The sequence below is a fragment of the Neobittarella massiliensis (ex Bilen et al. 2018) genome (assembly GCF_900289145.1).
In the GTDB taxonomy this organism is placed as follows: domain Bacteria; phylum Bacillota; class Clostridia; order Oscillospirales; family Ruminococcaceae; genus Neobittarella; species Neobittarella massiliensis.
Window position 1 is genome coordinate 295,598 of the sequence record NZ_OKQO01000001.1, and the last position, 22,950, is coordinate 318,547.

At 59.0% G+C, this 22,950-nt stretch carries 22 protein-coding genes and 1 tRNA gene; 11 read left to right on the forward strand and 12 right to left on the reverse strand.

The features are described from left to right. Position 1: 1 nt before the first annotated feature. On the reverse strand, positions 2 to 1,015 hold the full coding sequence (locus C6Y32_RS01420; protein WP_164998071.1) for a carbohydrate kinase family protein: 1,014 nt from the start codon (positions 1,013 to 1,015) through the stop codon (positions 2 to 4). Beyond that, positions 1,012 to 1,704 (reverse strand): phosphoribosylanthranilate isomerase, encoded by a 693-nt coding sequence (locus C6Y32_RS01425; RefSeq protein ID WP_105203376.1) that lies wholly within the window; start codon positions 1,702 to 1,704, stop codon positions 1,012 to 1,014. The genes C6Y32_RS01420 and C6Y32_RS01425 overlap by 4 nt, the downstream gene beginning before the upstream one ends. 330 nt (positions 1,705 to 2,034) lie before the next feature. Here C6Y32_RS01425 and C6Y32_RS01430 point away from each other — a divergent pair. Next, a tRNA-Lys gene (locus C6Y32_RS01430) sits at positions 2,035 to 2,110 on the forward strand. Between the two features lie 282 nt (positions 2,111 to 2,392). Beyond that, entirely contained in the window at positions 2,393 to 3,808 is a 1,416-nt protein-coding gene (locus C6Y32_RS01435; protein ID WP_105203377.1) for an MATE family efflux transporter, read from the forward strand. A 196-nt stretch (positions 3,809 to 4,004) separates the two neighbouring features. On the opposite strand, the gene C6Y32_RS01440 is transcribed toward C6Y32_RS01435, so the two are convergent. Next, positions 4,005 to 4,952 (reverse strand): nucleoside hydrolase, encoded by a 948-nt coding sequence (locus tag C6Y32_RS01440; protein WP_105203378.1) that lies wholly within the window; start codon positions 4,950 to 4,952, stop codon positions 4,005 to 4,007. A 112-nt stretch (positions 4,953 to 5,064) separates the two neighbouring features. Here C6Y32_RS01440 and C6Y32_RS01445 point away from each other — a divergent pair, with 112 nt between their 5' ends. After that, positions 5,065 to 5,895, forward strand: a complete 831-nt coding sequence (locus C6Y32_RS01445) for a MerR family transcriptional regulator (RefSeq protein ID WP_164998072.1) — start codon at positions 5,065 to 5,067, stop codon at positions 5,893 to 5,895. A 126-nt stretch (positions 5,896 to 6,021) separates the two neighbouring features. Here the strand turns inward: C6Y32_RS01445 and C6Y32_RS01450 are convergent, their stop codons facing one another. Continuing rightward, complete coding sequence (locus C6Y32_RS01450) at positions 6,022 to 6,909, reverse strand: LysR family transcriptional regulator (RefSeq protein WP_164998073.1); 888 nt, start codon at positions 6,907 to 6,909, stop codon at positions 6,022 to 6,024. A gap of 140 nt (positions 6,910 to 7,049) precedes the next feature. On the opposite strand from C6Y32_RS01450, the gene C6Y32_RS01455 reads away from it, so the two are divergent. The 4 genes from C6Y32_RS01455 (at position 7,050) to C6Y32_RS15490 (ending at position 9,457) form a co-directional block, all read left to right on the forward strand. Continuing rightward, positions 7,050 to 7,964 carry a 4Fe-4S binding protein gene (locus C6Y32_RS01455; RefSeq protein WP_105203380.1) on the forward strand — a complete coding sequence of 305 codons (915 nt, stop codon included), beginning with the start codon at positions 7,050 to 7,052 and terminating at the stop codon, positions 7,962 to 7,964. Positions 7,965 to 8,230: 266 nt separating this feature from the next. Beyond that, positions 8,231 to 8,725: a zinc ribbon domain-containing protein gene (locus tag C6Y32_RS01460; RefSeq protein WP_105203381.1), complete on the forward strand. Its 495-nt coding sequence runs from the start codon at positions 8,231 to 8,233 to the stop codon at positions 8,723 to 8,725. A gap of 157 nt (positions 8,726 to 8,882) precedes the next feature. Continuing rightward, complete coding sequence (locus C6Y32_RS15485; protein WP_105203382.1) at positions 8,883 to 9,248, forward strand: hypothetical protein; 366 nt, start codon at positions 8,883 to 8,885, stop codon at positions 9,246 to 9,248. Then, positions 9,245 to 9,457 carry a hypothetical protein gene (locus tag C6Y32_RS15490; RefSeq protein ID WP_105203383.1) on the forward strand — a complete coding sequence of 71 codons (213 nt, stop codon included), beginning with the start codon at positions 9,245 to 9,247 and terminating at the stop codon, positions 9,455 to 9,457. The genes C6Y32_RS15485 and C6Y32_RS15490 overlap by 4 nt, the downstream gene beginning before the upstream one ends. Positions 9,458 to 9,684: 227 nt before the next feature. On the opposite strand, the gene C6Y32_RS01475 is transcribed toward C6Y32_RS15490, so the two are convergent. Further along, the gene (locus tag C6Y32_RS01475; protein WP_105203384.1) at positions 9,685 to 10,518 is read right to left on the reverse strand and encodes a DeoR/GlpR family DNA-binding transcription regulator; all 834 of its coding nucleotides are present in this window, start codon (positions 10,516 to 10,518) and stop codon (positions 9,685 to 9,687) included. A 259-nt stretch (positions 10,519 to 10,777) separates the two neighbouring features. On the opposite strand from C6Y32_RS01475, the gene C6Y32_RS01480 reads away from it, so the two are divergent. Next, positions 10,778 to 11,863, forward strand: a complete 1,086-nt coding sequence (locus tag C6Y32_RS01480) for a BMP family ABC transporter substrate-binding protein (RefSeq protein ID WP_105203385.1) — start codon at positions 10,778 to 10,780, stop codon at positions 11,861 to 11,863. 134 nt (positions 11,864 to 11,997) lie between these two features. Here C6Y32_RS01480 and C6Y32_RS01485 read toward each other — a convergent pair whose 3' ends face one another. Continuing rightward, entirely contained in the window at positions 11,998 to 12,570 is a 573-nt protein-coding gene (locus tag C6Y32_RS01485; RefSeq protein ID WP_105203386.1) for a phosphatase PAP2 family protein, read from the reverse strand. A 129-nt stretch (positions 12,571 to 12,699) separates the two neighbouring features. Further along, positions 12,700 to 13,338 carry a hypothetical protein gene (locus C6Y32_RS01490; RefSeq protein ID WP_105203387.1) on the reverse strand — a complete coding sequence of 213 codons (639 nt, stop codon included), beginning with the start codon at positions 13,336 to 13,338 and terminating at the stop codon, positions 12,700 to 12,702. A gap of 264 nt (positions 13,339 to 13,602) precedes the next feature. Between C6Y32_RS01490 and C6Y32_RS01495 the strand changes: the two genes are divergently transcribed. Beyond that, positions 13,603 to 14,226: an AAA family ATPase gene (locus C6Y32_RS01495; protein WP_105203388.1), complete on the forward strand. Its 624-nt coding sequence runs from the start codon at positions 13,603 to 13,605 to the stop codon at positions 14,224 to 14,226. 65 nt (positions 14,227 to 14,291) lie between these two features. Here C6Y32_RS01495 and C6Y32_RS01500 read toward each other — a convergent pair whose 3' ends face one another. The 3 genes from C6Y32_RS01500 to C6Y32_RS01510 all read right to left on the reverse strand — a co-directional run bounded on the left by C6Y32_RS01500 (position 14,292) and on the right by C6Y32_RS01510 (position 18,631). Then, positions 14,292 to 15,467: a YibE/F family protein gene (locus C6Y32_RS01500; protein WP_105203389.1), complete on the reverse strand. Its 1,176-nt coding sequence runs from the start codon at positions 15,465 to 15,467 to the stop codon at positions 14,292 to 14,294. Between the two features lie 172 nt (positions 15,468 to 15,639). Next, positions 15,640 to 17,418 carry a Na/Pi cotransporter family protein gene (locus C6Y32_RS01505; protein WP_105203390.1) on the reverse strand — a complete coding sequence of 593 codons (1,779 nt, stop codon included), beginning with the start codon at positions 17,416 to 17,418 and terminating at the stop codon, positions 15,640 to 15,642. Between the two features lie 316 nt (positions 17,419 to 17,734). Beyond that, positions 17,735 to 18,631 (reverse strand): polysaccharide deacetylase family protein, encoded by an 897-nt coding sequence (locus tag C6Y32_RS01510; protein ID WP_164998074.1) that lies wholly within the window; start codon positions 18,629 to 18,631, stop codon positions 17,735 to 17,737. A gap of 216 nt (positions 18,632 to 18,847) precedes the next feature. On the opposite strand from C6Y32_RS01510, the gene C6Y32_RS01515 reads away from it, so the two are divergent. After that, complete coding sequence (locus tag C6Y32_RS01515; RefSeq protein ID WP_105203653.1) at positions 18,848 to 19,348, forward strand: methylated-DNA--[protein]-cysteine S-methyltransferase; 501 nt, start codon at positions 18,848 to 18,850, stop codon at positions 19,346 to 19,348. Between the two features lie 257 nt (positions 19,349 to 19,605). Here the strand turns inward: C6Y32_RS01515 and C6Y32_RS01520 are convergent, their stop codons facing one another. Both C6Y32_RS01520 and C6Y32_RS01525 read right to left on the reverse strand, forming a co-directional pair. Continuing rightward, a complete protein-coding gene (locus C6Y32_RS01520; RefSeq protein ID WP_105203392.1) occupies positions 19,606 to 20,763 on the reverse strand; it encodes a glycerate kinase family protein in 1,158 nt (385 codons plus the stop codon). 29 nt (positions 20,764 to 20,792) lie between these two features. Beyond that, complete coding sequence (locus C6Y32_RS01525) at positions 20,793 to 21,614, reverse strand: HAD family hydrolase (RefSeq protein WP_105203393.1); 822 nt, start codon at positions 21,612 to 21,614, stop codon at positions 20,793 to 20,795. Between the two features lie 210 nt (positions 21,615 to 21,824). On the opposite strand from C6Y32_RS01525, the gene C6Y32_RS01530 reads away from it, so the two are divergent. After that, on the forward strand, positions 21,825 to 22,919 hold the full coding sequence (locus tag C6Y32_RS01530; protein ID WP_105203394.1) for a helix-turn-helix domain-containing protein: 1,095 nt from the start codon (positions 21,825 to 21,827) through the stop codon (positions 22,917 to 22,919). The last annotated feature ends 31 nt before the right edge of the window (positions 22,920 to 22,950 follow it).

Consider the following 22,950-nt stretch of genomic DNA (forward strand, 5'->3'; position numbering starts at 1 on the left):
GTCAGAGGGGCAGAGTCTGCGGCAAGATATGGCTGTTTTCGGCCAGCAGAGCGCTCATCTGCGACCGGTCGGGGCTGTGGCCGGCGCCGGTGAACCGCACTGAATAGCTGCCGGCAGCGCACCCCCACTGCAGGCTGCCGGCCAGGTCGCCATCCTGTACATAGCGGGCCAGAAAGCCACCTACGAACGTGTCGCCGGCCCCCACGGTGTCGGCTACCTGGGCGGGATAGCCAGCGAGGCGATACCCCCCGTTGGGACTGCAGACCAGCGCCCCCTGCGCCCCCAGTTTGCACACCGCCACTTTTGCCCGCGCGGCCAGCTGCCGGGCGGCGGCCAGCGGTGTGGCGGCCCCGGTCAGCGGCATCAGCTCTTCCTCGCCCGAGCCGAACACGATGTCGCACAGGTCGATAGCTCGGCGGTAGCGCTTTTGCAGCGCGTCGTCGAGAGCAAAATTGTCGGGCCGCAGGTTTAAGTCCATAGCGACTGGAATGCCCCGCGACCGGCAGCGCTCCATGAGCTCGATGGCGGTGTCGCAGCCGGGGGAGAAGATGAGCTGGATTCCCGAGACATACAGCGCTGCCGCCCCGGCCAGCGCCGAATCTGGCGCGTGCTGTGGATAAAAGAACACATCGGCGGCCTGTTCCATGGGAAATCCGTAAGAAAAGCTGCGCTCGCCGTCGCCGGCAATGTGACAGAGCACCATCATGGTGCGGCGGTGGGGATCGGTGTGCAGATAGGTGGTGTCGACACCCAGCGGGGCCAGTACCTGCCGCGCATAGCGGCCCAGAAAGTCGTCCCCCACCACCCCCAGCGGGCGCGCCGGTACACCCAGCCGAGCGATGGCGGCACATACGCTGCCGCCCACCCCGCCACTGGCGTAGGTGATGCCGGGGACCGGTCTGCCCTGAGCGATATCGGCCAGCAGTGCGGCGTCTACCGCCGGGGCGGCGGCCGCCTGCAGGATGATATCGGCGTGATAGTCCCCCAGACAGAGGACAGAGCCGGGGGCGCTCACAGCTTCTGCCCGGCAGCTTTGGCGTTTTGGCAGAAGGCGCGCACCAGCTCGATATCTTTGACGAAGCTGCCGTCAGGGAAGATCTTGTTGGTGCCGGTCAGCGAGTCCACCCCCCAGGGATGGGTCTCGGCGATGACCTGCGCCACATTGTCGGGCCCCAGACCGCCGGCCACGATGACCGGGATATCCACCGCCTCGACGATGGCGCGATCGAGCACGCGGTCGTGCCCCACCCCGGCGGCGCCGATCATGCCGTCGTCGGGGTTGGCCGAGTCGAGGATCAGCATATCGACAAAGCCGGCGTAGTGCCTGGCCGTCTCGATATCTTTGGCACTGCCTACAGCGATGGCCTGCAGGATCTTGATAGCGGGGTCCAGCGCGCGGATGTGGGCCACCACCTCTGGGGTGGCGGCAAAATTGGGCGCCGAGATGTGGATGACGTCGGGGTGGTGGCGCTCTACCATATTATAGGTGACCTGCGGGTCGTCGCTGAGGGCGATGAGCACCCGTTTGCACAGCCCTTTAGTGGCCTGCAGGATGGCGGAGGTGGTCTCTTCGCTGACCACCTCGGTGAGGGTATCGTCGTACCCGGCGTATTGGGGTGGGCAGATGCCGATATAGTCGGCCCCCGCCGCGATAACTGCCAGCGCCTCGTCGGGGTCTAAAATGCCGTAAACTTGTGCGATCATGGTGCGTCCTCCTCAAAATTGGTGTTTGCTGCCATTATAGCATGTGCACACAGTGTACTCTAGAGCCAACTGTCACAAGAATAGCGGCTGTTATTTGGCAGCGCGGCGGTGCGAAAAGGAGATGGCCGCGGCGCGCTGAGAGCGGGAAGCGGACCGGTGTATAGGGACCAGCTTTTTGGGTATACTGGATACAGGGCAGCAACGCGGCCGGCACGCCGCCGGAGAAGGTGGGCATTTAGAAATTTTTGCAAAAATGTGTTGACATCACCGGAACAAAATGCTATTATAATGGAGCGCTTTGGCGGGCATACAGCGCATAAAACTGCATATGAATCACTAGCTCAGTTGGCAGAGCATCTGACTTTTAATCAGAGGGTCCGGGGTTCGAGTCCCCGGTGGTTCACCAAACAAAGTCTACGCGAGCAATCGTGTAGACTTTGTTTTTTTATGTATAGATATGCGGCGCGCCGCCGTGTGCCGGCTGTGTTTGCTGCCGATCCCCAGCTAAAAAGCAGGGTAGGCGGGCGCGATCATGACCCGGAGCAGCGGCGATGGGTACACGAGAGTCTGGCGGGAAAGCGCGTATTTTTTGCCGGCAGGGACAGCGGTTATTTGTTGCAGGCGTGTGCGATTTCTGCTATAGTAGTACAGATATGGATTATCAGAGAAGAGGAGGAATACACGTTTTATGAAGCTAAAAGAACTCTTTGCCCCGTCTGACATGACGACGGGATCGCCGTGGAAGAAGATCGCCGTCTTCACCGCGCCCATGTTGCTGGGAAACATCGCCCAGCAGCTGTACAACACTGTCGACAGTATCGTGGTAGGCAAATATGTGGGGGACAATGCGCTGGCCGCCGTGGGCAGCGCTTCACCGATCCTCAACCTGCTGCTGGTGCTGTTTATCGGTATCTCCACCGGCGCCACGGTCATGGTCAGCCAGTATTTTGGCGCCCGCGACCGGGACAAGCTCTCGAAGACGGTGGGCAACTGTATCACCCTGACGGCGCTGGCCTCGCTGATCATCATGGTGGTCGGCCCGCTGGTGGCCCGCCCGCTGCTGGAGCTGCTGGACACGCCGGCCAGCATCATCGACTGGTGCACCTCATACCTCAATATCCTGATGTGGGGTGTGGCTGGAGTGGCTTTTTACAATATCCTCTGCGGTGTGCTGCGGGGGCTGGGCGACTCGATGTCGGCACTTCTCTATCTGCTGGTGGCCACGGTGCTCAACATCGTGCTGGACCTGTGGTTTGTGGCGGGGCTCGATATGGGCGTGGCCGGGGTGGCCCTGGCTACCGCTATCGCGCAGGGCGTATCGGCGCTGATGTGTCTGCTTAAGCTGCTGCGTATGCAGGACGTGTTTGACATGCGGGCGCGCTATTTAAAGCTGCGGGGCGAGTTTGCCGGGACCATCGTCAAGCTGGGGCTGCCTTCGGGCATTACCCAGGCGATCTTCTCGATGGCCATGATCGTGGTGCAGTCGCTCACCAACAGTTTTGGCGAGATGGTCATCGCCGCCAACGTCATCATCATGCGTGTAGATGGTTTTGCCATGATGCCCAACTTCTCGTTTGGCACTGCCATGACCACCTATACCGGCCAGAATGTGGGCGCCGGCAAGATGGACCGGGTACACAGCGGCACCAAGCAGGGAACGCTGATGGCAGTGGGCTTTTCTACGGCTATCACTGTACTGATCTTGCTGTTTGGCAGAAATCTGATGGGGGTGTTTACCAACACTGCCGAGCTGGTGGCGCTGAGCGCCGATATGATGAAGATACTGGCGGTGGGCTACATCGCCATGGCCGTGACCCAGTGCCTGTCTGGTGTGATGCGCGGCGCCGGAGACACCATGACCCCGATGTGGATCTCGATGTTTACTACCGTTATCGTGCGGGTGCCGGTGGCTTATGGGCTGGCTTACATCACCCGCTCGGCTGCCCGGCCCCAGGGCCACTACACCAGCATCTGGATCTCGCTGCTCTTCTCGTGGGTCTTGGGTGCGCTGGTGACCTTTATCATGTACCGCCGCGGCGGCTGGCGCAAAAAGGCCGACCAAACTATCGAGCGGGAACAGTCTGCCCATCAGGAGACGGTGTAGGCGGCTGTGTACGCGCCGCTTTGCAGACACACTGCGGGGCGATCGACCGCATAAAAAAGAGAGATGGACTGCAGTCCATCTCTCTTTTTCTTATGTAGAGTGCGTACGGGATGAGTGCTGCGCGCCTGTACGAGGTACCGGCGCGGTACCCGCAGAGCAGTGCGGCGACCGGTGCTGCGGGCAGTAGCGACACCTGCTAAAAGGGGCCGTTGAGGCTGGCGCGCAGCAGGTCGAGCATTTTGAGGCGGTCGGCCGACAGCGCCACCTTTACATTGGGGGCGCGGCCGGTACGGCCCTCCAGGTCCACCACCGTCTGCCCGCGGTGCTCGCCGGGGGTGAGACAGATATCGACATAGCAGTCTTTGGTGGTGATGATATCGGGGCAGAAGACCGAGGCTACTGCCAGCGAGTCGTGCAGCGCTGAGCCGGGGAATTCCTCCCCCTTTTCGTACACCGAGAGCATATCGTGGGCTAGCTGGGCCAGGTGGGTGTGCTCGCCCTGGATGAGCGCCTCCTCCTCGTCGGGGTAGATGAGGCACTGCAGCGTGGCGTCGAGACCGCACATGACGATGGGCACTCCGCAGGCGAACACGGTAGCCGCCGCCTCGGGATCGGAGTAGATGTTGGCCTCTACATACGGGGTGACGTTGCCGCCTACGGCAGCACCGCCCATCAGGTGGATGGCCCGCACTTTAGACAGCAGCTCGGGGTAGGCGACCACAAAACGGGCGATATTGGTCAGCGGCCCCACCGGGATAAGCGTGATGGGCTCGTCGCTCTGGCGCAGCAGCTCGGCGATAAAGTCGGGTGCGGGCAGCTCGACCTCGTGGTGGGTGGGGGCGGGCAGCACTACCGGGCCCAGCCCCTCCAGACCGTGGATCAGATGGTCGTCGGGACCGTCGTATTCCCGCAGCGGCTTGCACAGCGGCTCGCTGGCGCCTTTGGCGACGGGGATGTCCCGGCCCATCAGTTCAACCAGCTGCAGCGCGTTGCGCAGAGTGCGCCACAGCTGCCGGTTGCCAAAGCAGGCGGTGATGCCGCGCACATCCAGATCTTTACACTGCAGAGCCAGGATGATGGCCAGCGCGTCGTCTACGCCGGGGTCTACATCCAGTATTACGGGGATAGGTTTCCTTACTTCCATTTGTTCCTCCTGTTTGGATATCTGTGTCTTGGTTTCTCACAGCGTCTATGATAAACTATATAGTAACTATACAGTCAAGACCTTTGGCAAAATTTTTTTGGAGGGCCAGAAGATGGATATTCCCAAGGGAGAGATCCTCTACACAGTGGGGGAGTTTGCCGCCCTGCACGGTATCAGCCGCCAAACGCTGATCTACTACGACCGCACCGGGCTGTTTTCGCCGGCGGTAGTGGGACAAAATGGCTACCGATACTACACCAACCGCCAGAGCGATATCCTCAGTGCGATCCGCACGCTCAAAGAGATCGGCAGCTCGCTGCGGGAGATCGGCGATTACCTGCACGGCGATTCGGGCACGCTGCTGGCGCTGCTCCAGAGCAAGCAGCAGTGGCTGGCCGGTGAGATACGGCGCCTGCAGGCGCTGCACGGCGCTATCGACCGCAAGACGGCGCAGACACAGCTCGCCGCCAGCCACCCGGTGGAGGTCCCCTGGTTGGAGGAGCGCCCGCAGGAGTATTTTTTGTGTATGCCCATCCAAAATCCGCTGGGTATCACCTCTCACGACTACACCGAGGCCAGTACCCAGCTGATGCAGTACTGTGCCAAGTACCCCTCCACCGCCGGCAACCTGCCCGGGTCGGGTGTGAGCTGCCGGCAGCTGCAGCGGGGGATCTACCAAAATGGCTCGTATATGGCCATACAGAGCACCGAGCAGACCGGCGACCGGCTGGAGCGGGTGAGGACAGCCGGACTGTGTGGGGTGATACACCACCGGGGCAGTTATGGCAGCACCCAGGAGAGCTATCGCATCTTGCTGGATTTTATTCGCCGGCAGGGGCTGACCATCGTTGAGGGCAGCTACGAGTACGACCTGCTGACCTACCTGTCGGTCAAAGATGAGCAGTCGTACGTGACTCGGGTGGAGATACGGGTAGAGCGATAAAATAAGGTGCTCCACCGCCAGGCAGCGGGCAGAGCACCTCTTTTAAAAATAGATAAATAAAAGATGATAGGTGTTTCACTATGGTAAATATTGAAAACCGCTATTTTACAGAAAAGTGGTGCCGTGTTACCCTAGAACAGGTGGCGCGTGCGGCAAACTTTTTATAAACTGGCGCATGACGGCCGAGAGGTACTTGTCTTTGTGGTATACCAGCTGAAAGCTGCGGCTGAGACCCGCCCGCTGCAGCGGTAAGATCGCCACCTGGCCCTGGGCGGCCGGCTTTTGTACCAGCACCAGCGAGAGCATCGCCAACCCCTGCCCGGCGGCCACTGCGGCCAGCACCGAGTCGGAGCTGTGGCAGCTCCACTTCACGTTGATCTGTACCTGATTTTGGCGCAGGAACTCCTCGAACAGGGCCCGGGTGCCGCTGCCGGTCTCGCGCATGATGAACTGCTGCCCCTGCAGCTGTTGGGGCGTCACTTTGTTTTGCTTGGCCAGCGGGTGATCGGGGGCGCAGATCAGCACCAGCTGGTCGTCGAGCACATCAAAGGTGCGCAGCTGGGGACTGCTGATTTTGCCCTCTACCAGCGCCAGGTCCAGCTCGCTGCGGCAGAGCATCCCCTCGATGGCCTGGGTGTTGTCGACGTAAGCCTGTACCTGGGTGCTGGGACAGGCTGACTCAAATCTGGCCACCAGGCCGGGCAGCAGGCAGCTGCCGATGGTGATGGTCGCCCCCACCCGCAGCAGACGGTGGTGGGCGGTGTGGTCCATCTCCTGGTCCATCTGCGAGAACAGGTCGGTGATCTGCTGGGCGTAGCGCTGCAGCTGTTGCCCGGCAGGGGTGATGTACAGCCGCTTTTGCAGCCGCTCGAACAGGCGGGTGTGATAGTGCTCCTCCAGCTCGGCGATCACCTGGCTGACGGTGGGCTGCGAGATGTACAGCTCTTTGGCGGCGCCGCTCATACTGCCTACGCGGGCCACCGCCAGAAAAACTTCTAAGTGGCGGGTGGTCATGATTTCACTTCCTGCACCGATGATCTGCGGCCAGACTATATAGGGCCTGTTGGCCGCAGTCGTAATACACATATGGTACCGTTTTTTGCCCGCCTTTGCAAGGCGGGGCCGAGAGACGCGATAGAAAGGACGGATAAACTGTGGCGATTTCACCAGCAGATATCAAACGGGTAAAAGGTGAGGGGTTTTTGCTCAACCGCGGCACCGAGGAATTTTCTGCCCGCATCATCACCGAAAACGGCGTGCTCACCGCCGCGCAGATGCAGAACCTCAGCCAGGCAGCACACGAGTTCGGCAACGGCAACATCAGCTTTACCACCCGCCTGACGGTGGAACTGCCCGGTATCCACTACCGCGATATCGAGTCCTTTAAGGCCTTTGTGGCCCGGGAGGGGATGGTCACCGGCGGCACCGGCGCCAAGGTGCGCCCGGTGGTGGCCTGTAAGGGGACTACCTGTGTGTTTGGCCTCTACGACACGCAGCAGATGGCGGCCGATATCCACCATCGTTTTTACGTGGGCTACGGCAGTGTGGCGCTGCCCCACAAGTTTAAGATCGCCGTGGGCGGCTGCCCCAACAACTGTATGAAGCCCGATCTAAACGATATTGGCATCGTCGGGCAAAAGGTACCCCAGTACCTGGGGGAACAGTGCCGTCAGTGCAAGCAGTGCGCCGTTGAGACAAACTGCCCCATGCAGGCCGCCAGTTACCGGGATGAGCTGTTGCAGCTGGACGAGGAGATCTGCAACAACTGCGGCCGCTGCGTTAAGGGGTGCCCCTTTGGCGCCGTGGCCGATAACGAGACCATGTACCGCATCTACATAGGCGGCCGCTGGGGCAAAAAAGTGCGTATCGGCGACCAGCTGCCCCGGCTGTACACCCGTGACGAGGCCATGGATATGGTGGAAAAGGCGATCTTGCTGTTTAAAAAAGAGGGCCAGCCAGGCGAGCGCTTTGGCATGATGATCGACCGCCTGGGCACCGACTGGGTCCAGCAGCAGTTAGAGGGAGATGCGCTGCTGGCGCAAAAAGAAAAGATACTCGCCGCGCAGTAGCGGCGAGAGATAAAAAGACAGCCGCGGCCGAGAACATTTGGCGGCGGCTGTTTTTCTGTGCGGCCGTCTGGGCGTGTGCCGGTACAGGCCGGTGCAGGACGGTGCTGGCTAGTGCGGGCCGGTGCGGGCCGGTGCAGTTTGGTAAAATAAAAAAGCTGTGGTATAATGGCGGCAGGGAGCGGGCCCCGGCTGCCATCTCGGCAGCCTAATAGCGGGCATTCGGGCCGCGGTGGCCCGCCCATTACGACTTAGGAGGAACACGTTTTATGACCTGTAAAAATTGTGGCAACGAGATCGCACCGGGCAGCCTGTTTTGCACCGTTTGCGGTGTGCCGGTAGATACCGCCCAGGCAGAGGTGCAGCAACCGGCCCCCGAGGCTCCGGCCGCCGGCCCGCAGCCAGCTTATCAGCAGGTGCCGCCCCAGGGCCCACAGCCGGGCTATCAGGGCGCTCCGTACGGCACCCCTGCCCCGGGATACCCCATAAAGCCCAAACGCGGTGCATTCGACTTTAAAGGCGGACCTATCTTCGAGTGCCCGGCAGTGCGCTTTGTCTTGCAGGCGCTCAGCTTTGTTGTGCCGCCGGTGCTGCTGGTGGTGGCGCTGATGCTGCGCACCGCCGAGGAGGGCAAACACCGCGACTTGGCCGATAGGATGATCAAGTGGGCGACTATCGGCTCGATGGTGTTGGCGGTCCTCTTTGTGATCAGCGGTATTGGCGGGATCTTTGGCTTTTTGCGCTCGGCCTGGTACTTCTATTAAGATCAGGCGATGCCCGGCGCACAGATTGTAAAAGCGACACTGCCCTATTGCGGGCAGTAAAACTAAAAAGGCCAGCATCGGTGCAGACGACCTGTACCGAGCTGGCTTTTTTTGTGTGGGACGGCGCTGCGGGCTGCCCTGTGGGGGAGGAGAGAACATGCAACACGATATAGAGCCGGTGGACAAGATCGGTTCGATGGCGCTCATTCATCAGGAGGAGAGCGACATCGACTGCAATGTGTTCAGACACATTGGGCGCGAACTGCGCCCGGGCATGATCTGGGCCAACTCTGGGGTGGCCCAGATCGGACGGCTAAATTATATCAAGCGTACCGGTCATGCCCTAGGGGAGCCAAGCAGCGCCGTGATGACCGATTACTCGACCCAGGGACAGGCGATCTTGATGGAGAAGTACTGGTGCTACATCCCGTCAAAATATTCAGTGCGGCAGCTGCTGGTGTCGCACACCCATTTTAACGACGCCGAAAAGCGCGCGTACATCCACACATCCACCAGTTTTTGACGCGCTGTACGGGCAGGGGAGCCGTACCCATCATCAACTGTAACGACACGGCCTGTTTTGGGGAGAACCGCCGCTGGGAGCTAAAGCAGCTGCGCAGAAGCGTCCAACAGCAGGTGGTAGCGTGCATCGACAACGACGAGACCGCCGCTGTCATCGCCGCGCTGGTCCACCCCCGCTATCTGCTGATCTTTACTTCGGTAGAGGGCTAAGACGCCGATGAGATGATGGCAGCTGCCGGCAGGCTGCACGATGCAGGACCACTGTATTGGTGACAGCCACGCCGGCGCCAGCGCCGAACTGGAATTTTTGAAAGAGCCCATCCGTCAGGGGGCGACGGTGCTGACCGCCAACTCTCGGTACCGCATCGCCGATGTGTTGGCCGGGCGCTGGCCGCGCACAGCTTTTGGGTATGGCCCTACATTTTTATGTACAGTGCCTATGTATCCAGCGGTGCGTAGTAGACCGGCAGCCCCAGGCTGGAGAGCATTTGCCGTTGGCTCTCGTCACAGCCGTCGTCGGTCACGATGCAGTCGATCTGGTCGATGCTGCAGACCTTGTAAAAGCAGCTCTTGCCGATCTTGCTGTGGTCGCACAGCAACACCACTTTGTCGGCCGAGTTCACCATGGCCCGCTTGACCATCAGCCGATGGGTGGAGAGCGAGGAGATGTTGACGGTGATATCGCCGCGGTCGTTTATCCCGTTGGCACCTAAAAACAGGTGTTGTACGTGGATATTGCGGTAATACTCCAGCGAAGAAGGCACATCGAAAGAATCGATCTCCCGGTTGTATACCCCGCCGGGCAGGTGCAACCGAATATGACCGGCACGGGCCAGCAGCCCGGCAGTCACCAGCGAGTTGGTCACCACATCCAGCGGCAGTCCGCGCTGTACCAGGTAACTTGCCAATGCGTAGCTGCTGCCGCCCAGATCTAGCAGCAGCATCTGGTCGGGGCGTACAAAGGTGTCAGCGGCAAAACGGGCGATCGCCTCTTTTTCGGCCAGATTCTGTTTCATGTATACCGACGGCATGGCCAGAGTAGCCGGGGTTATGTGGATACAGCAGGCCCCGCCAAAGGTGCGCCGCAGCAGACCATCGTGTTCCATCTGTCGCAGATCGTTGCGCATGGTGGCCTCGCTGCAGCCGCACTGCTGCTGCAGCTCGCGGCAGGACATATGACTGTTTTCCTGCAGCAGGGACAGTATCTTCTGCTGTCGCCGCTGCTTTTTGCCCAGCGGGGCGGCAGACTGCATGTCGTTTTTGTCCATCATGAGAAAATCCTTTTTCCTTGTATTATGATAGAGACAACCGTGTTTGTCAAGCGATCATCTCAATAATTATCAAACTCGATAAATTTGTATGTGCAATCTTGCAAAACAATATAAAATAAAACTATAATTATCGGAGAACAGCAAGATAAATGATTGACTATGCACAATATTTTGTTATGATGGGGACAGAGGAAGAGGAAAGTTATCGAGTGGTGATAATTTTCTCCCACACAGAGTGTACAGAGGAGGTAACATCTGTATGAAAAAGCTGACCGCGCTGCTCCTGGCGTCGTCTATGCTGCTCACCGCTGCCCTGACCGGTTGTGGTGACAGTGACGATGGGGGCGACAGTAAGAAATCCGAGATCAAATCGATCGTTTACGTGACCAGCAACCTGGGTGACAAATCTTTTGCCGACATCTCGTGGAAAGGTGTGCAGGAGGCTGGCGAGGAGCTGGATATCGATGTAAAGGTCATCGAGTACGGCACCGACTCCAAGTCGAAGATGGAGCCCACCCTGATGGATGCGGCCGATACCTATGATCTGGTGCTCTTTTCACAGGGCGAGATGCTGGAGATCCTTGAAAAACACGCCGAGGAGTACCCCACCAAACGCTTTATTGCCTATGATATCGATCCCAACTACGACAACAAGCTCTCGAACTGTTTCTGCATCAACTACGTGCAGAGCGAAGGCGAGTACCTGGCCGGTGCGCTGGCTATGAAAATGTCTCAGTCGAAAGTCATCGGCTTTGTGGGCGGCGCTGACGGCGTGCTCATCGGCGACTTTATGGTCGGCTATATCCAGGGCGCTCAGAGCGTAGAGCCCTCCGGAAAAGTGGCGGTCTCGTTTATCGGCAACTACACCGATGCACCCAAGGCCAAAGAGCTCTCGAACGTACAGATCAACACCAACAAGGCCGATGTGGTCCACCAGGTGGCTGCCGGCGCCGGCTTGGGCGTATTCCAGGCCTGTCAGGATGCCGGCTGCTGGGCACTGGGCGTAGATGCCGACCAGCGCGAGTACTTTATCGACTCGGATCCTGAACTGGCCAAAGTCATCCTCACCTCGATGACCAAGCGCAATGATATCGCCTTAAAAGAGGCGATCACGCTGGCGGTAAAGGGGGAACTGCCTTTTGGTACGCTGGAAAAATGGGGCGTCAAAAAAGGAGTTGTGGCCCTGGCTGAAAACGACTACTACAAAGAGCAGGTCCCGGCGGATGTGCAGACTTATATAGACGAGCAGCGCCAGAAGATCGCCGACGGCGAGATCAAGGTACAGAGCGCCTACGGCATGGAACAGGAAGAGCTCAACTCTATCCGCAACAACGCCAAACCCTAGTGTATGACCCGGCAACCGTGCCGTGAAGTTTTTTGACATCTCTCCTACTCTACAAAAGGCGGGGAGGGCAGCTCTACCTGAGCTGCCCTCCCCGCCTTTTTATGCTGTTTATTTCAGGAGAAGATGTGGCCGTTTTACGGGACCAGCCGGTAAAAACCCATAAAGCCGTGACCGTGCCACACATAGGCCTGCAACAGCAATACGGTCAAAACTGCCACGCCGATACCCAGCACCAGCCCGGCCAACACGTCGCTGGGGTAGTGTACAAACAGATACAGTCGCGAGAAGGCGATGACAGCCGCCACTGCCCCGGCAATGAGACCCAGCCGGTAGTCGGCCATAAACAGTACCGTGGCCGCGGCAAAAGAAGACAGCGTGTGGCAGGAGGGAAAGCTGCTGTCTTGTGGAGGGGCGATGTGCAGTACCTTGCGGGCCAACGCCACGTAGGGCCGGGTGCGCCCCACCGCCAGCTTGATGGCCACATTGCCGATGAGAAGCCCCAGCACCAGTGCCGCCAGGATCGTATAGCCCACTCGCCGCCAGCCGGGGATGGCCAGCAGCGCCGCGCTGACGCCCAGCCACAAGAGCCCGCCGTTGCCCAGCATCGAGGCCCCCACCATCAGCGGCGTCCAGATGGGCCGCCGGCACTTCTCCTGTATGAAGTACAGGATGGCCACGTCGTAGTGATACAGCTTTTTGCGCAGCACCGCCACACCTCCTTATCAGTCGTCTCTTTTCAAATGCCTTTAAACGCGGTCCCAGTATTCAGGGGGCAAAAAAGGCCCGCAGAGAGCCACTGCACACAGTGGTCCCACCGGGCCTTTGCCGCAAGATATTTACAGTACCGATTCCAGATTGCAGGTGTACAGGGCATTTACTTCGTCCAGACACTCGCTCACATCTACATTGTAGTCCTCGCCCACTTTGACCACTTTGAAAGTCAACTTATAGCTGGTCTTTTTGTCGCAGTCCTCGTACACTTTTAAAAAGGCCTCGTTTATCTCCTCCTCCGACAGGTGGGATGTGCTCTCGCCGGCCGCGCCAGCAGAGGAGCTGGCGGCGCTGGAAGTTTCGTCGGTGGGGGCGCTCTGGCCGCTGTCGCTGCTCACACCATCACTGGGCTGCTGGCTCTCTGCATCCAGCTGACGGGCCACCTCTTCCTGATGGGCGTCGAGCAGATCAAAAAAAGTGATGCTGGCCTCGACGGTGTAGGTATCGGTGCCGGTCTCGGTGGAACTCAAGATCTTGATCTTGGCCTTTTTGCGCTTTTTCTCGATAACTTGGCGGGCAAAGCCAAAGTCGATATCGCGGGTGGTGTAGCCATCAGCTACCCGCATCAGCTCGGTATTGCCATCGCGCACTGCCTCTAAATACGTCTTGACAGCGTCTTCCTGCGGGGTGGGGGCCTCGCACCCCACAAATACGGTCAGCGCCATCACGGCAGTCAAAACAAGTGCGGTCCATTTTTTCAGCATAAGGTGTCCATCCTTTTAATGTGTGTAAATAAGTCTATTATCAATAATATTAACATGATGCGGTGGAAAATGCAAACACAAGAGGTTAAATTTTCGCATGTCGGTGCAGTTTTTTGGTAATTTGGCACATTGACCGGCACGGCGGAAAAACGGGTGAAAAACTGCTTGTCAACCGGCGGCAAATCCCGTATCATTAAAGAGAAGAGCGCGCCTGTCATTTGGGCTGCACACACTGTGATTACGCATTTTTTGGAGGAGACGCCCATGTCTGAATTTATGTCTTACGATCCCTGGAAAAATATCACCACCAGAAACGGCCTGCCCGGCGACGAAGTCGTGTCGGGCCTGCAAAAATCCATCCGCCGCGGCAACGCCGAAAAAGCCATTGAGATGGCCTACGAGATGTACATTACCAGCCCGCAGTTTTTAGAGAAGCTCTGGCGGCGGCTGCAGGTCATCGCGGTGGAAGATATCGGCTTTGGCAATGTAAACGCCCCGGTGGTCGTGCGGGCGCTGCGGCAGATCGCATCGGAGTTCCCGTACTCCGACGGCGACCAGCCCATCTTTTTTATGCACGCGATCCGCTTTTTGTGCGGCTGCGCCAAAGAGCGCTCCACCGACTGCCTGAAGAACATCGTCATCAAAAAATTCGAGCACGGCTACCAGCCCGAGGTGCCCGATTATGCCTATGATGTGCACACCGACAAGGGGCGGGCTATGGGCCGCGACGTGCTGCATTTCTTAAACGAGGCCAGCCGGGTGACGCCGGTGATGGAGGGCTATGACGACACCTATCGCCAGCAGCTCATCGAAGTCATCGAAAAAGAGCAGGACGGCCAGCTGCCGGTAGTGGATGGCGCCTTTAGCTATAACGTCTGGCAGTACTGATACGAACACCAAAAAAGAGCGCCTGCCCACTGTGGGCAGGCGCTCTTTTTTGGCAATAAATTTTATCAGACCTGCTCGTTTTGCAGGCGCCGCTGCCGCCGGCGGTAAAGCAGCCCGGTAGAGATGGCCGTGAGCGGGATGGTGAAGAGGATACCGATACTGCCGGCCAGCGCCTGCAGCACCTCGGTGGCGATGAACTCCAGATTAAAGAGCGAGGCGGTGGTGTTTTGGTACGAGAGCATCAGCAGGATAAGACTGAGCGACGAGCCCACATAGGCCAGTATCAGCGTATTGGCCATCGTGCCCATAATGTCGCGGCCGATGCGCAGCCCACTGCGCAACAGCTCTATAAACGACATGTTGGGGACCTTGATGAGCAGTTCCTCCAGCGAGCTGGAGATCGACATTGATACGTCCATCGTGGCCCCCAGCGCGCCGATGACGATGGCCGCAAAGATGATGCCCAACAAGTCGAGATTGCGGCTTGGGTCTTGTGAGGCCAACATAAAGGTGTCCTCATCCACCAGACCCGATATCTTCATGGCGCTGTTCATAAACACCGTCAGCAGACCGGCCACGCACACGCCGCCCAGGCAACCCAGCGCCGCAGCAGCGCTTTTGCGGGTAAAGCCGGTGATGATCGACAGCGTCATCACCACGATGAACAGGCATACCAGCACCGTCCAAAGGTAGATGTTCCTGCCCGAGGCGATGGCCGGTACCAGTACGGTGAACACCGCCGCGCAGGTGAGCACCAGCGAGAGGATAGTGTTTAGCCCCTGCATGCGGCCAAACAGCAGCATCAGCAAAAAGAATACCGCCACCAGCCCCAACAGCCAGTTTTCTCTGACAAAGTTGCCGGCTATATAATCGTCGCTGCCGTCTGCTTTGTGGGCGGCGGTCAGGTACAGTTTGTCGCCTTTTTCCACCGCGTGTACCGCCTGCATCTGCAGCGTATCCATGGTCTGGGTGGCCCGCACTACCTGCCCTTTTTTATCGCCCTCTAAAAATTTGGCTCTAAAGGTGATGGTGCGCTGGGCAAAGCTCACCGTCTCGTAGTCCTGGGTGGTGTCTTCGTCCGACAACACATCCACCACCTGGGCCTTGGTTCCCTGTTCGCCGGTGCGCTGGGTAAACAAAAAATTATCCGGCCCGTCGGCCAGCTTGCCGGCCCCGTACAGCACCAGGCACGACAGTAAAATAGTCAGCAGATAGGGCAGCGGTCTTCTCTTCACGCTCACGGGCAAGTCCTCCGTATCTTCTGGGATAGCGGGCACCACTGTGCCGCATTTTTCGCCAACCACAGTATACTATAAATTGCGGCTCGAGCGCAAACCGGCACTAAAAAGCGGGCGGTGCAACCCTGCTGTTCCAGGCTGCACCACCCGCACTATTGAACTGCTCCGTCAGCGCTCAGCGGCTGATCTGACTGGCATATTTCTCTTTGTAAAAGGCGTAGAGGCGGTTATACTCTTCCTCGTGGCCGTCGTGCAGCGTTTGGCGGTACTCGTGGGCGTCAAAGTCGTCCATCTCCTCCCCCTCATAGCCGATAACATAGGCGGCGATGTTGGAGCAGTGGTCGGCGATGCGCTCTAAATTGGTGAGGATCTCTAAGAAGATGACGCCGGCGTCGATGGCACACTCTCCGTTTTTGAGGCGGTCGATATGCTTGGTCTTGAGCATCTCTTTCATCTTGTCGATGCACTGCTCCAGCGGCTCGATGGTGCGCGCCAGCAGGATATCGTGGTTGTTAAAGCTGGTGACAGCCAGCTCGATGATCTCACCGATGGCGTCGTTGAGCACATACAGCTCCTTGCGGGCGGTCTCGGACAGCGTGATCTTCTTGTCGTATATCTCGCCGCCGCGCTCGAGCACGTTGATGGCGTAGTCGCCGATGCGCTCGAATTCGGTCACCAGGCGAAACATCTCAGATACGCTGCTGCTCTCGCGGTCAGAGAGCTCTTTGTCGGTGAGCTTGAGCAGGTAGCGCGGCAAGATCACCTCCATCTTGTCGATGGCCGCCTCGTATTCGTTTACTTTATCGCCTACTTTGTGGTCGTAGTGAAACAGCTGAGGGATGGCCCGCGAGAAGTTTTTCTGGGCGTAGCTGCCCATCAGCGTCAGCACCTTGCGGCTCTGCTCGATGGCCAGACTGGGGCTCATGAGCAGGCGCTCGTCGAGCATGGGGATCTCGGGGCTCTGCTCGTCCTCGCCCTTTTTAGAACGGATAGAGAGCTCGGCCAGTTTGCACAGCCCCTTGTGGAAAGGAATGAGCAGCAGTGTGGTGACGATGTTAAAGATCGTGTGAAAATTGGCGATGTCGCCGCGGGTGATAGCCTGGTTCCAAAAGTCAAAACCCACTGTGTACTGGAAGGCGTAGACGCCGGTCAAAAACACCGCCGAGCCGATGATGTTAAAGTACAGGTGCACCGCCGCTGCGCGCTTGGCGTTTTTGTTGGCGCCCACGCTGGAGATGATCGCGGTGATACAGGTGCCGATGTTCTGGCCCATGATGACCGGGATCGCGGTGGAAAATTTGAGCTGACCGGTGGAGGATATGGCCTGTAAGATACCTACCGAGGCCGAGGAGGACTGGATCACTGCGGTGACCAGTGCGCCGGCCAACACGCCCAGCACGGGGTTGGAGAGCGTGACCATCAGGTTGGTGAACTGCGGCATGGTGCGCAGCGGCTCCATGGCCGTTTCCATGGCTTTCATGCCGGTAAAGAGGATGCCGAAACCAATGAGGATCTGCCCCAGGTTTTTGGATTTGTTGCTCTTTAAGAACATGAACAGCACGATGCCCAGCGCGGCGAACAGCGGCGAGAGCGCTGTGGGCTTGAGCAGCTGCAGCAAGAAGTTGTCGCTGGAGATATCGCCCAGCGCCAAGATCTGGGCGGTGATGGTGGTGCCGATGTTGGCACCCATGATGATGCCGACCGCCCGGTCGAGCTTTAAGATGCCCGAGTTCACCAGGCCTACCACGATGACGGTGGTGGCCGAGGAGGACTGGATGGCGGCGGTGATCAGCGCGCCCAGCAGTACACTCTTAAAGATGTTGGAAGTCATCTTGGTCAAGATGATCTCGAGCTTAGAGCCGGCCAGTTTTTCCAGCCCAGACCCCATGATGTTCATACCGTACAAAAACAGGGCCAATCCGCCGGCCAGCGACAGGAAGTTGAAAAAATTCATAGTGCTCCCCTCATACTTTTCCCAATTGGGCACATGCTACACTTGCGGTTTTACGGAACGTGTACGCCGCAGCCACACGCCAAAAAAGGCGCACTGCCCCGCGGCGGTACACAGGTGGGTACATTTTGAGTATAGCATCGCTGCTGGCGGGGGGAAAATGGATTTGACAAAATTCCCACATTTTCTTCAGATTTGTATAGGTGGCGTAAGTGAAGTCTATGTATTTTGTCAAGCGAAATCCAAGTGACTTTACAGAGATTTTACTTGACAATCGCCGCGCCATCTGCATAGGCGTCAGCGGCCTGACGGTGCGGTTTTAGGCGATAGCGGCAAAGGTGTAGCCCTGCGCCAGCGCGTAGTCGATAAAGTCGCCCAGGATGGCGGCGTTGGTAGAGCTGACCGAGTGCAGCAGGTAGATGGCGCCGGGGTGCAGGTTCTCCTGCAGCTTTTGCAAGCTCTCGGCCTTATCGGGCTGGGCATCGGTCACCCAATCTTTGTAGGCAAACGACCAGAAGATCGATTTATAACCGTAATCCTGCACGGCGGCCAGCATCCGCTCCGAGTACTCGCCCATGGGGAAGCGGAACACCTTCATGTCGTAGCCGTACACGTTTTTGACATGCTGGTGCATGAAGTCGATATCCTGCTGGGCCTCGCTCACCGAGATGGTGGGGAACGACTTGTGTTTTTGCGAGTGGTTGCCCAGGGTGTGGCCCTCGGCGATCATGCGGCGGATGAGCACCTCTTCGGTCTTGCAGTAGTCGTAGGTCAAAAAGAAGGTGGCCGGCACTTTTTTCTCTTTTAACGTGTCGAGGATGGTGGCGGTAAATCCGTTTTCATACCCCTGGTCAAAAGTCAGATAGATGGTCTTTTCTTTGGCTCCGATAAACATGGCCCCGTATTTCCCCAGTTTGGCCTGCATCTGGGTGCAGGAGGTGGGGATACCGTCGGTATCTTTTTCATAGCCCTGACCCCAGCCGATCTTATCGCCGTTTAGGCTGTCGTAATCCTGTTTGGCGGTGGTCTGCGAGTTGGCGGCGGCCGCTGTCCCCTGCGAGGTGGAGGGATCGGTGTCGCTGTGCTCATTTCCCCGGCTGGGGGTCATGAGGGAAGAGGAGTTCTCCTTGTCCTCGGGCTTGGTGTCGGTGCCACAGCCGACAAAGCACATACAGCACATCGCCAGAGCCAGCACCAGTGTCAACGTCTTTTTCATAGCGCTGTTTCCTTTCTGCACGCGGTATTTTGGGCGCAAAGCGCCGAACACTATTGCGAACAGTAGTAGTGTGGCGCGGCCAAAACCAATTATACCCGGCAAAAAATCGCAGCCCGCACTTGTGCAAAACAGCTCGCTTGCGTATAATAAAAAAGGTGAAAAGAACGATTGTTTTGTTCGGGAGACGGCCCTGCGGCCACGTGTGGAGGAGAGACGATGCTTACCTACCAGGTATGTGATTTTGACGACCTGCAGCTGCTGATCGCCGAGGAGGACGGCCACATCGTATTTGTGGGACGGCATCCAGAATTTGGCGGTGCGGTGACCATGAAAAACCTAAATACGCCCCTTATCGAGGCCTGCCGCCGCCAGGTGGGGGAGTATTTGGCCGGCGAGCGCCAGGTGTTTGACCTGCCGATCGCCTTTACCGGCACCCCGTTTGCGCAGCGGGTGTACCGGGCGCTCATCCAGGTCCCTTACGGTGAGCTGGTGAGCTACCAGTGGCTGGCCGAGCAGGTGGGCAGCCATCCGCGCCCGGTGGGCACTGCGGTGGGGAACAATCCACTGCTGCTCATCGTGCCTTGTCACCGAGTACTGGGCAAGCACTCGCTGGGTGGTTTTAGTGCCGGTATGGAGCTAAAATACCGCCTGCTGGAACTGGAGGGCCACACTCTGCGGGCAGATAAAAAAGATCTGGCCCAGCCGCTGGCGCGGTAGCGGTCCCACCTGGCAGGTAAGCTATAAAAGAGAAAAGAGCGCCGCTACCAATTTTTGGCAGCGGCGCTCTTTTTATAGTGTGATAGATAGGGCAGTGCCCAGTACATTTTATGGGTTTCCCGCCGTGCTCTTGGCCATCGGTGCTCTCGCTGATAGCGTGGGTCGGCGACCACCGGCACAGGCATGTTTTAGCAGGAAAGTCCCCCTGTTTTATAGTCGGCGGTGCCTTGTATGGGATGCTGACTGCCGACGGAGATCTATCGGGCGCACTGTGCGGCGGCAAACAGCCGCAGCAGGTTCTCGGCGGCCTGCGCCAGGTTTTCGGCGCTCTTGTGGCGGGCGGTGGCAAAGTCTTCTGGTCGGGGATTTATGCTAAATGCCGCGGTGAGTCCCTGCCGGTAGAGCGGCTGGTAACCTTTTTCCAGGGCGCCGACCAGCGCCACTACCGGTACACCGAGTTCTTTGGCGCGTTTACACACCCCGCTGACCACCTTGCCGCGGGCGCTCTGCCCGTCCAGCCGGCCCTCACCGGTGATGATGAGATCGGCATCTTGGGCCAGCTGCTGAAAGCCCACTGTGTCCAGTACGACTTCAATGCCCATACGCAGCCGGCCGCCCAACAGGGCCGCTACACCAAAACCCATGCCGCCGGCGGCTCCGGCCCCGGCAGCGGTCTCGCCAGCAGTACCCAGATCGTGCAGCACCTGTTCGGCCAGGTGTTTTAGCCCAGCGTCCAACCGGGCCACCATCTGACGATCGGCCCCTTTTTGCGGGCCAAATATCGCTGCCGCCCCCTGTGGGCCGGTGAGCGGGTTATCGATATCGCAGATGGCGGTGATCTCTACTTGGGACAGCTGTGGCAGCAGGCCGCTGGTATCCACAGCGGCGATGTTTGACAGTGTACCGCCGGTGGGCACAAAGACCCGCCCCTCTCGGTCGGTAAAGCGAACTCCCAGCGCAGCGGCCATACCGCAGCCGCCGTCGTTGGTGGCGCTGCCGCCCAGTCCCAACAAGATCTGGCGGCAACCGCTGTGTGCCACCGCATGGGCAATGAGCTGGCCCACACCGTAGGTGGTGGCCTTTTCGGGGTCTAGCCGCGTCTCGGCAAGCGGCAGCCCGGCGCAGGCTGCCATCTCGATCACCGCAGTGCGGGGGTGGCCGGACCGCTCGCGCAGCACTCCATAAAAGGCGGTCAGTTCATCAAAAAAGGGGCCCGCAACCGGGCAGGTCACCTTTTGGCCGCCCACGGCCTGTAGCAGGCAATCCACACTGCCCTCCCCGCCGTCAGCCACCGGTATCTGGCAGATATCGGTTTCGGGCAGCAGTGCCTGCGCCCGTTCGGCAATGACCGCACATACCTCTCGGGCCGATAGCGTCCCCTTGAACGAGTCGGGTACCAGCAAGATCTTTTTCACCATACACCTCTTCTGTCCCTCTGTATGTATCACAGATCGAATTGGTGGCGCAGCACCCGCATCACCCCGTCCTGGTCATTGGAGGGGGCCCGATGCCGGCAGACCGCTGCCAACTGGGGGTGTGCGTTATGCATGGCCACGCTGTGGGTACAGGCGCCCATCATCTGCAGGTCGTTCAGGTAGTCGCCAAAAGCCATGCAGTTATCTGGGCCTATGCCCAGGTATTGCTGTAGCCGGGTCAACCCGCTGCCCTTATTGGTACCGGGCAGCATCATGTCCACCCAGTCGCTGCCCGCCAAGCTCACCAGAAAGCGGTCCCGGTACTCCTCGAGCAGCGGCAGCACGCGCTGCTCGGCGCGCCGGTCACAGTACACGGCCAGCTTGCACACCGCATCTTCTACCGGCGGGGCCAACAGGTCCTCCCGCAGCTGTCGGCGGGCGTAGTACAGGTCGATCTGGTGCAGATAGGCCGGGTCCTGCTGCTCGATATAAGCCGCTCTGGCACCACAGAGCACGATCTGGCAGTCATCGACCTGGCGGATGTGCTCGACTACCGGTCGGTACAGCCAATAGGGCAGATCTTGGGTGAAGATGTTCTGCCGTCCATCAAAGATGATCGAGCCGTTCTCAGCCAAAAACAGCAGGTCGTCGGCCACCGGCTCCAGATCTCGCAGCAGCGCATAGTACTGCCGTCCACTGGCAATGCAGCAGCGCACCCCTTTTGCGCGCAGTGCATGCACGGCGTCAAAAAAATCGGGCGGCAGCCGCTTTTGGCTGTCGAGCAGAGTCCCGTCCATATCCAGTGCCACCAGTTTGATGTCATCTTGTATCTGCGGGTAAGTCCATTCCATGGCAGTCTCTCTCCTATTTATAATAGAACATGGCCATCCGTTTTTCTCTGGTACAGCTGTATTGTACGGTGCCCGGCAGCGTCAAGTCAAGCCCGGTGACCGGCAAACTTTCCTGCCAGGAACAGTGAAGCTGCGATGACAGGCGCGAAGCTCCATTGTCAGCGGGCGGTCTGTGGGGTATGATAGGGGTAGATAGAGGGGGAAGATACGATGCAGCAGTTGGCAAAAAATATTGCCGCCGCCCGGCACAAATGTGGGCTCACCCAGGGGCAGCTGGCCGATCTGGTTGGGGTCAGTCATTCGGCGGTCTCCAAGTGGGAGATGGGGGCCACCTGCCCCGATATTGCCCTATTGGCGCCGATCGCCCGCGCGCTGCACACCACCCCCGACGCGCTGCTGAATTTTCGCCCCCAGCTCGATAGCGGGCAGGTACAGTCGCTGGTAGCTGCCTGCAGCGCACTGCTGGTGCGTGAGGGGCTGTGCCCGGCCTGGGATCAGGCAAAGGCACTGGTCCATCAGTATCCCGCCGACAGCCTGCTGCTGTTAAAGCTGGGCAGCTTTGCCCAGCAGCTGGTGCTTTGCTGCCAAGATGAAAAGCAGGCCAAGCAGGTGTTGCAGTGGGGGTGCGAACTGCTGGAGCGCTGCCGTGAGATCGCGCAGGGCGAGACGGCCCAGGCAGCCATTGTGGCTCTCACCGCCTATTACAGCATGCTCGAGCGCACCGACGAGGCGGTGTACCTGCTCGAGCAGCAGCCGCCGAACAGCTTCGACCCCCGCCGCCAACTGGCGCCGCTTTATGCCCGGCAGGGAAAAGATGATCGCGCCGCCGAACTGGCCCAGCAGGACCTGTATATGTGCGCCTTTATGGCGGTGACCGACCTGATGTTACTGGCCAACATTGCCCAAAAGGGGCAGGATGCCCGCCGCCAACAGTTCCTGTTACAGCGGGCTATCGACGTGGCGCAGGTCCTCGGCTTGCAGGTGGGGTTGGGGCAGAACCTGTTTTTGGCGCTGGCCGGCTGCCTGGCAACACAGGGTGAGGTAGAGCCCGCCCTCGACGCGCTGGAACGGTATGCCGACCTGGCTGCGCGCTGGCCCGATGTGGGGGAGATAGGCACCTACCCCTGGTTTGACCGCATCAAAATGACGGCGCAACCTATGGGTGAGGCGCTGCTCAAACCGCACCTGTGTCAGATGGTGGAGGAGCAGACCCAGCTAGATCCGCTGCGCCGCCATCCCCGCTATGCAGCCGTGCTCCAGCGGCTGCGGGCGCTGGGGGAACAAAGTGGGGAAAATATACCATAAGAGATAGGCGGCGTCGCAGCGGCACTGCCGA

What these genes read in the sequence shown, in the direction of transcription:
- C6Y32_RS01425 (WP_105203376.1), bottom strand. Translation starts at nt 1,704, where the DNA reads ATGATCGCACAAGTTTACGGCATTTTAGACCCCGACGAGGCGCTGGCA.
- C6Y32_RS01435 (WP_105203377.1), top strand. Translation starts at nt 2,393, where the DNA reads ATGAAGCTAAAAGAACTCTTTGCCCCGTCTGACATGACGACGGGATCG.
- C6Y32_RS01440 (WP_105203378.1), bottom strand. Translation starts at nt 4,952, where the DNA reads ATGGAAGTAAGGAAACCTATCCCCGTAATACTGGATGTAGACCCCGGC.
- C6Y32_RS01445 (WP_164998072.1), top strand. Translation starts at nt 5,065, where the DNA reads ATGGATATTCCCAAGGGAGAGATCCTCTACACAGTGGGGGAGTTTGCC.
- C6Y32_RS01450 (WP_164998073.1), bottom strand. Translation starts at nt 6,909, where the DNA reads ATGACCACCCGCCACTTAGAAGTTTTTCTGGCGGTGGCCCGCGTAGGC.
- C6Y32_RS01460 (WP_105203381.1), top strand. Translation starts at nt 8,231, where the DNA reads ATGACCTGTAAAAATTGTGGCAACGAGATCGCACCGGGCAGCCTGTTT.
- C6Y32_RS15485 (WP_105203382.1), top strand. Translation starts at nt 8,883, where the DNA reads ATGCAACACGATATAGAGCCGGTGGACAAGATCGGTTCGATGGCGCTC.
- C6Y32_RS01475 (WP_105203384.1), bottom strand. Translation starts at nt 10,518, where the DNA reads ATGATGGACAAAAACGACATGCAGTCTGCCGCCCCGCTGGGCAAAAAG.
- C6Y32_RS01480 (WP_105203385.1), top strand. Translation starts at nt 10,778, where the DNA reads ATGAAAAAGCTGACCGCGCTGCTCCTGGCGTCGTCTATGCTGCTCACC.
- C6Y32_RS01490 (WP_105203387.1), bottom strand. Translation starts at nt 13,338, where the DNA reads ATGCTGAAAAAATGGACCGCACTTGTTTTGACTGCCGTGATGGCGCTG.
- C6Y32_RS01495 (WP_105203388.1), top strand. Translation starts at nt 13,603, where the DNA reads ATGTCTGAATTTATGTCTTACGATCCCTGGAAAAATATCACCACCAGA.
- C6Y32_RS01505 (WP_105203390.1), bottom strand. Translation starts at nt 17,418, where the DNA reads ATGAATTTTTTCAACTTCCTGTCGCTGGCCGGCGGATTGGCCCTGTTT.
- C6Y32_RS01510 (WP_164998074.1), bottom strand. Translation starts at nt 18,631, where the DNA reads ATGAAAAAGACGTTGACACTGGTGCTGGCTCTGGCGATGTGCTGTATG.
- C6Y32_RS01515 (WP_105203653.1), top strand. Translation starts at nt 18,848, where the DNA reads ATGCTTACCTACCAGGTATGTGATTTTGACGACCTGCAGCTGCTGATC.
- C6Y32_RS01525 (WP_105203393.1), bottom strand. Translation starts at nt 21,614, where the DNA reads ATGGAATGGACTTACCCGCAGATACAAGATGACATCAAACTGGTGGCA.
- C6Y32_RS01530 (WP_105203394.1), top strand. Translation starts at nt 21,825, where the DNA reads ATGCAGCAGTTGGCAAAAAATATTGCCGCCGCCCGGCACAAATGTGGG.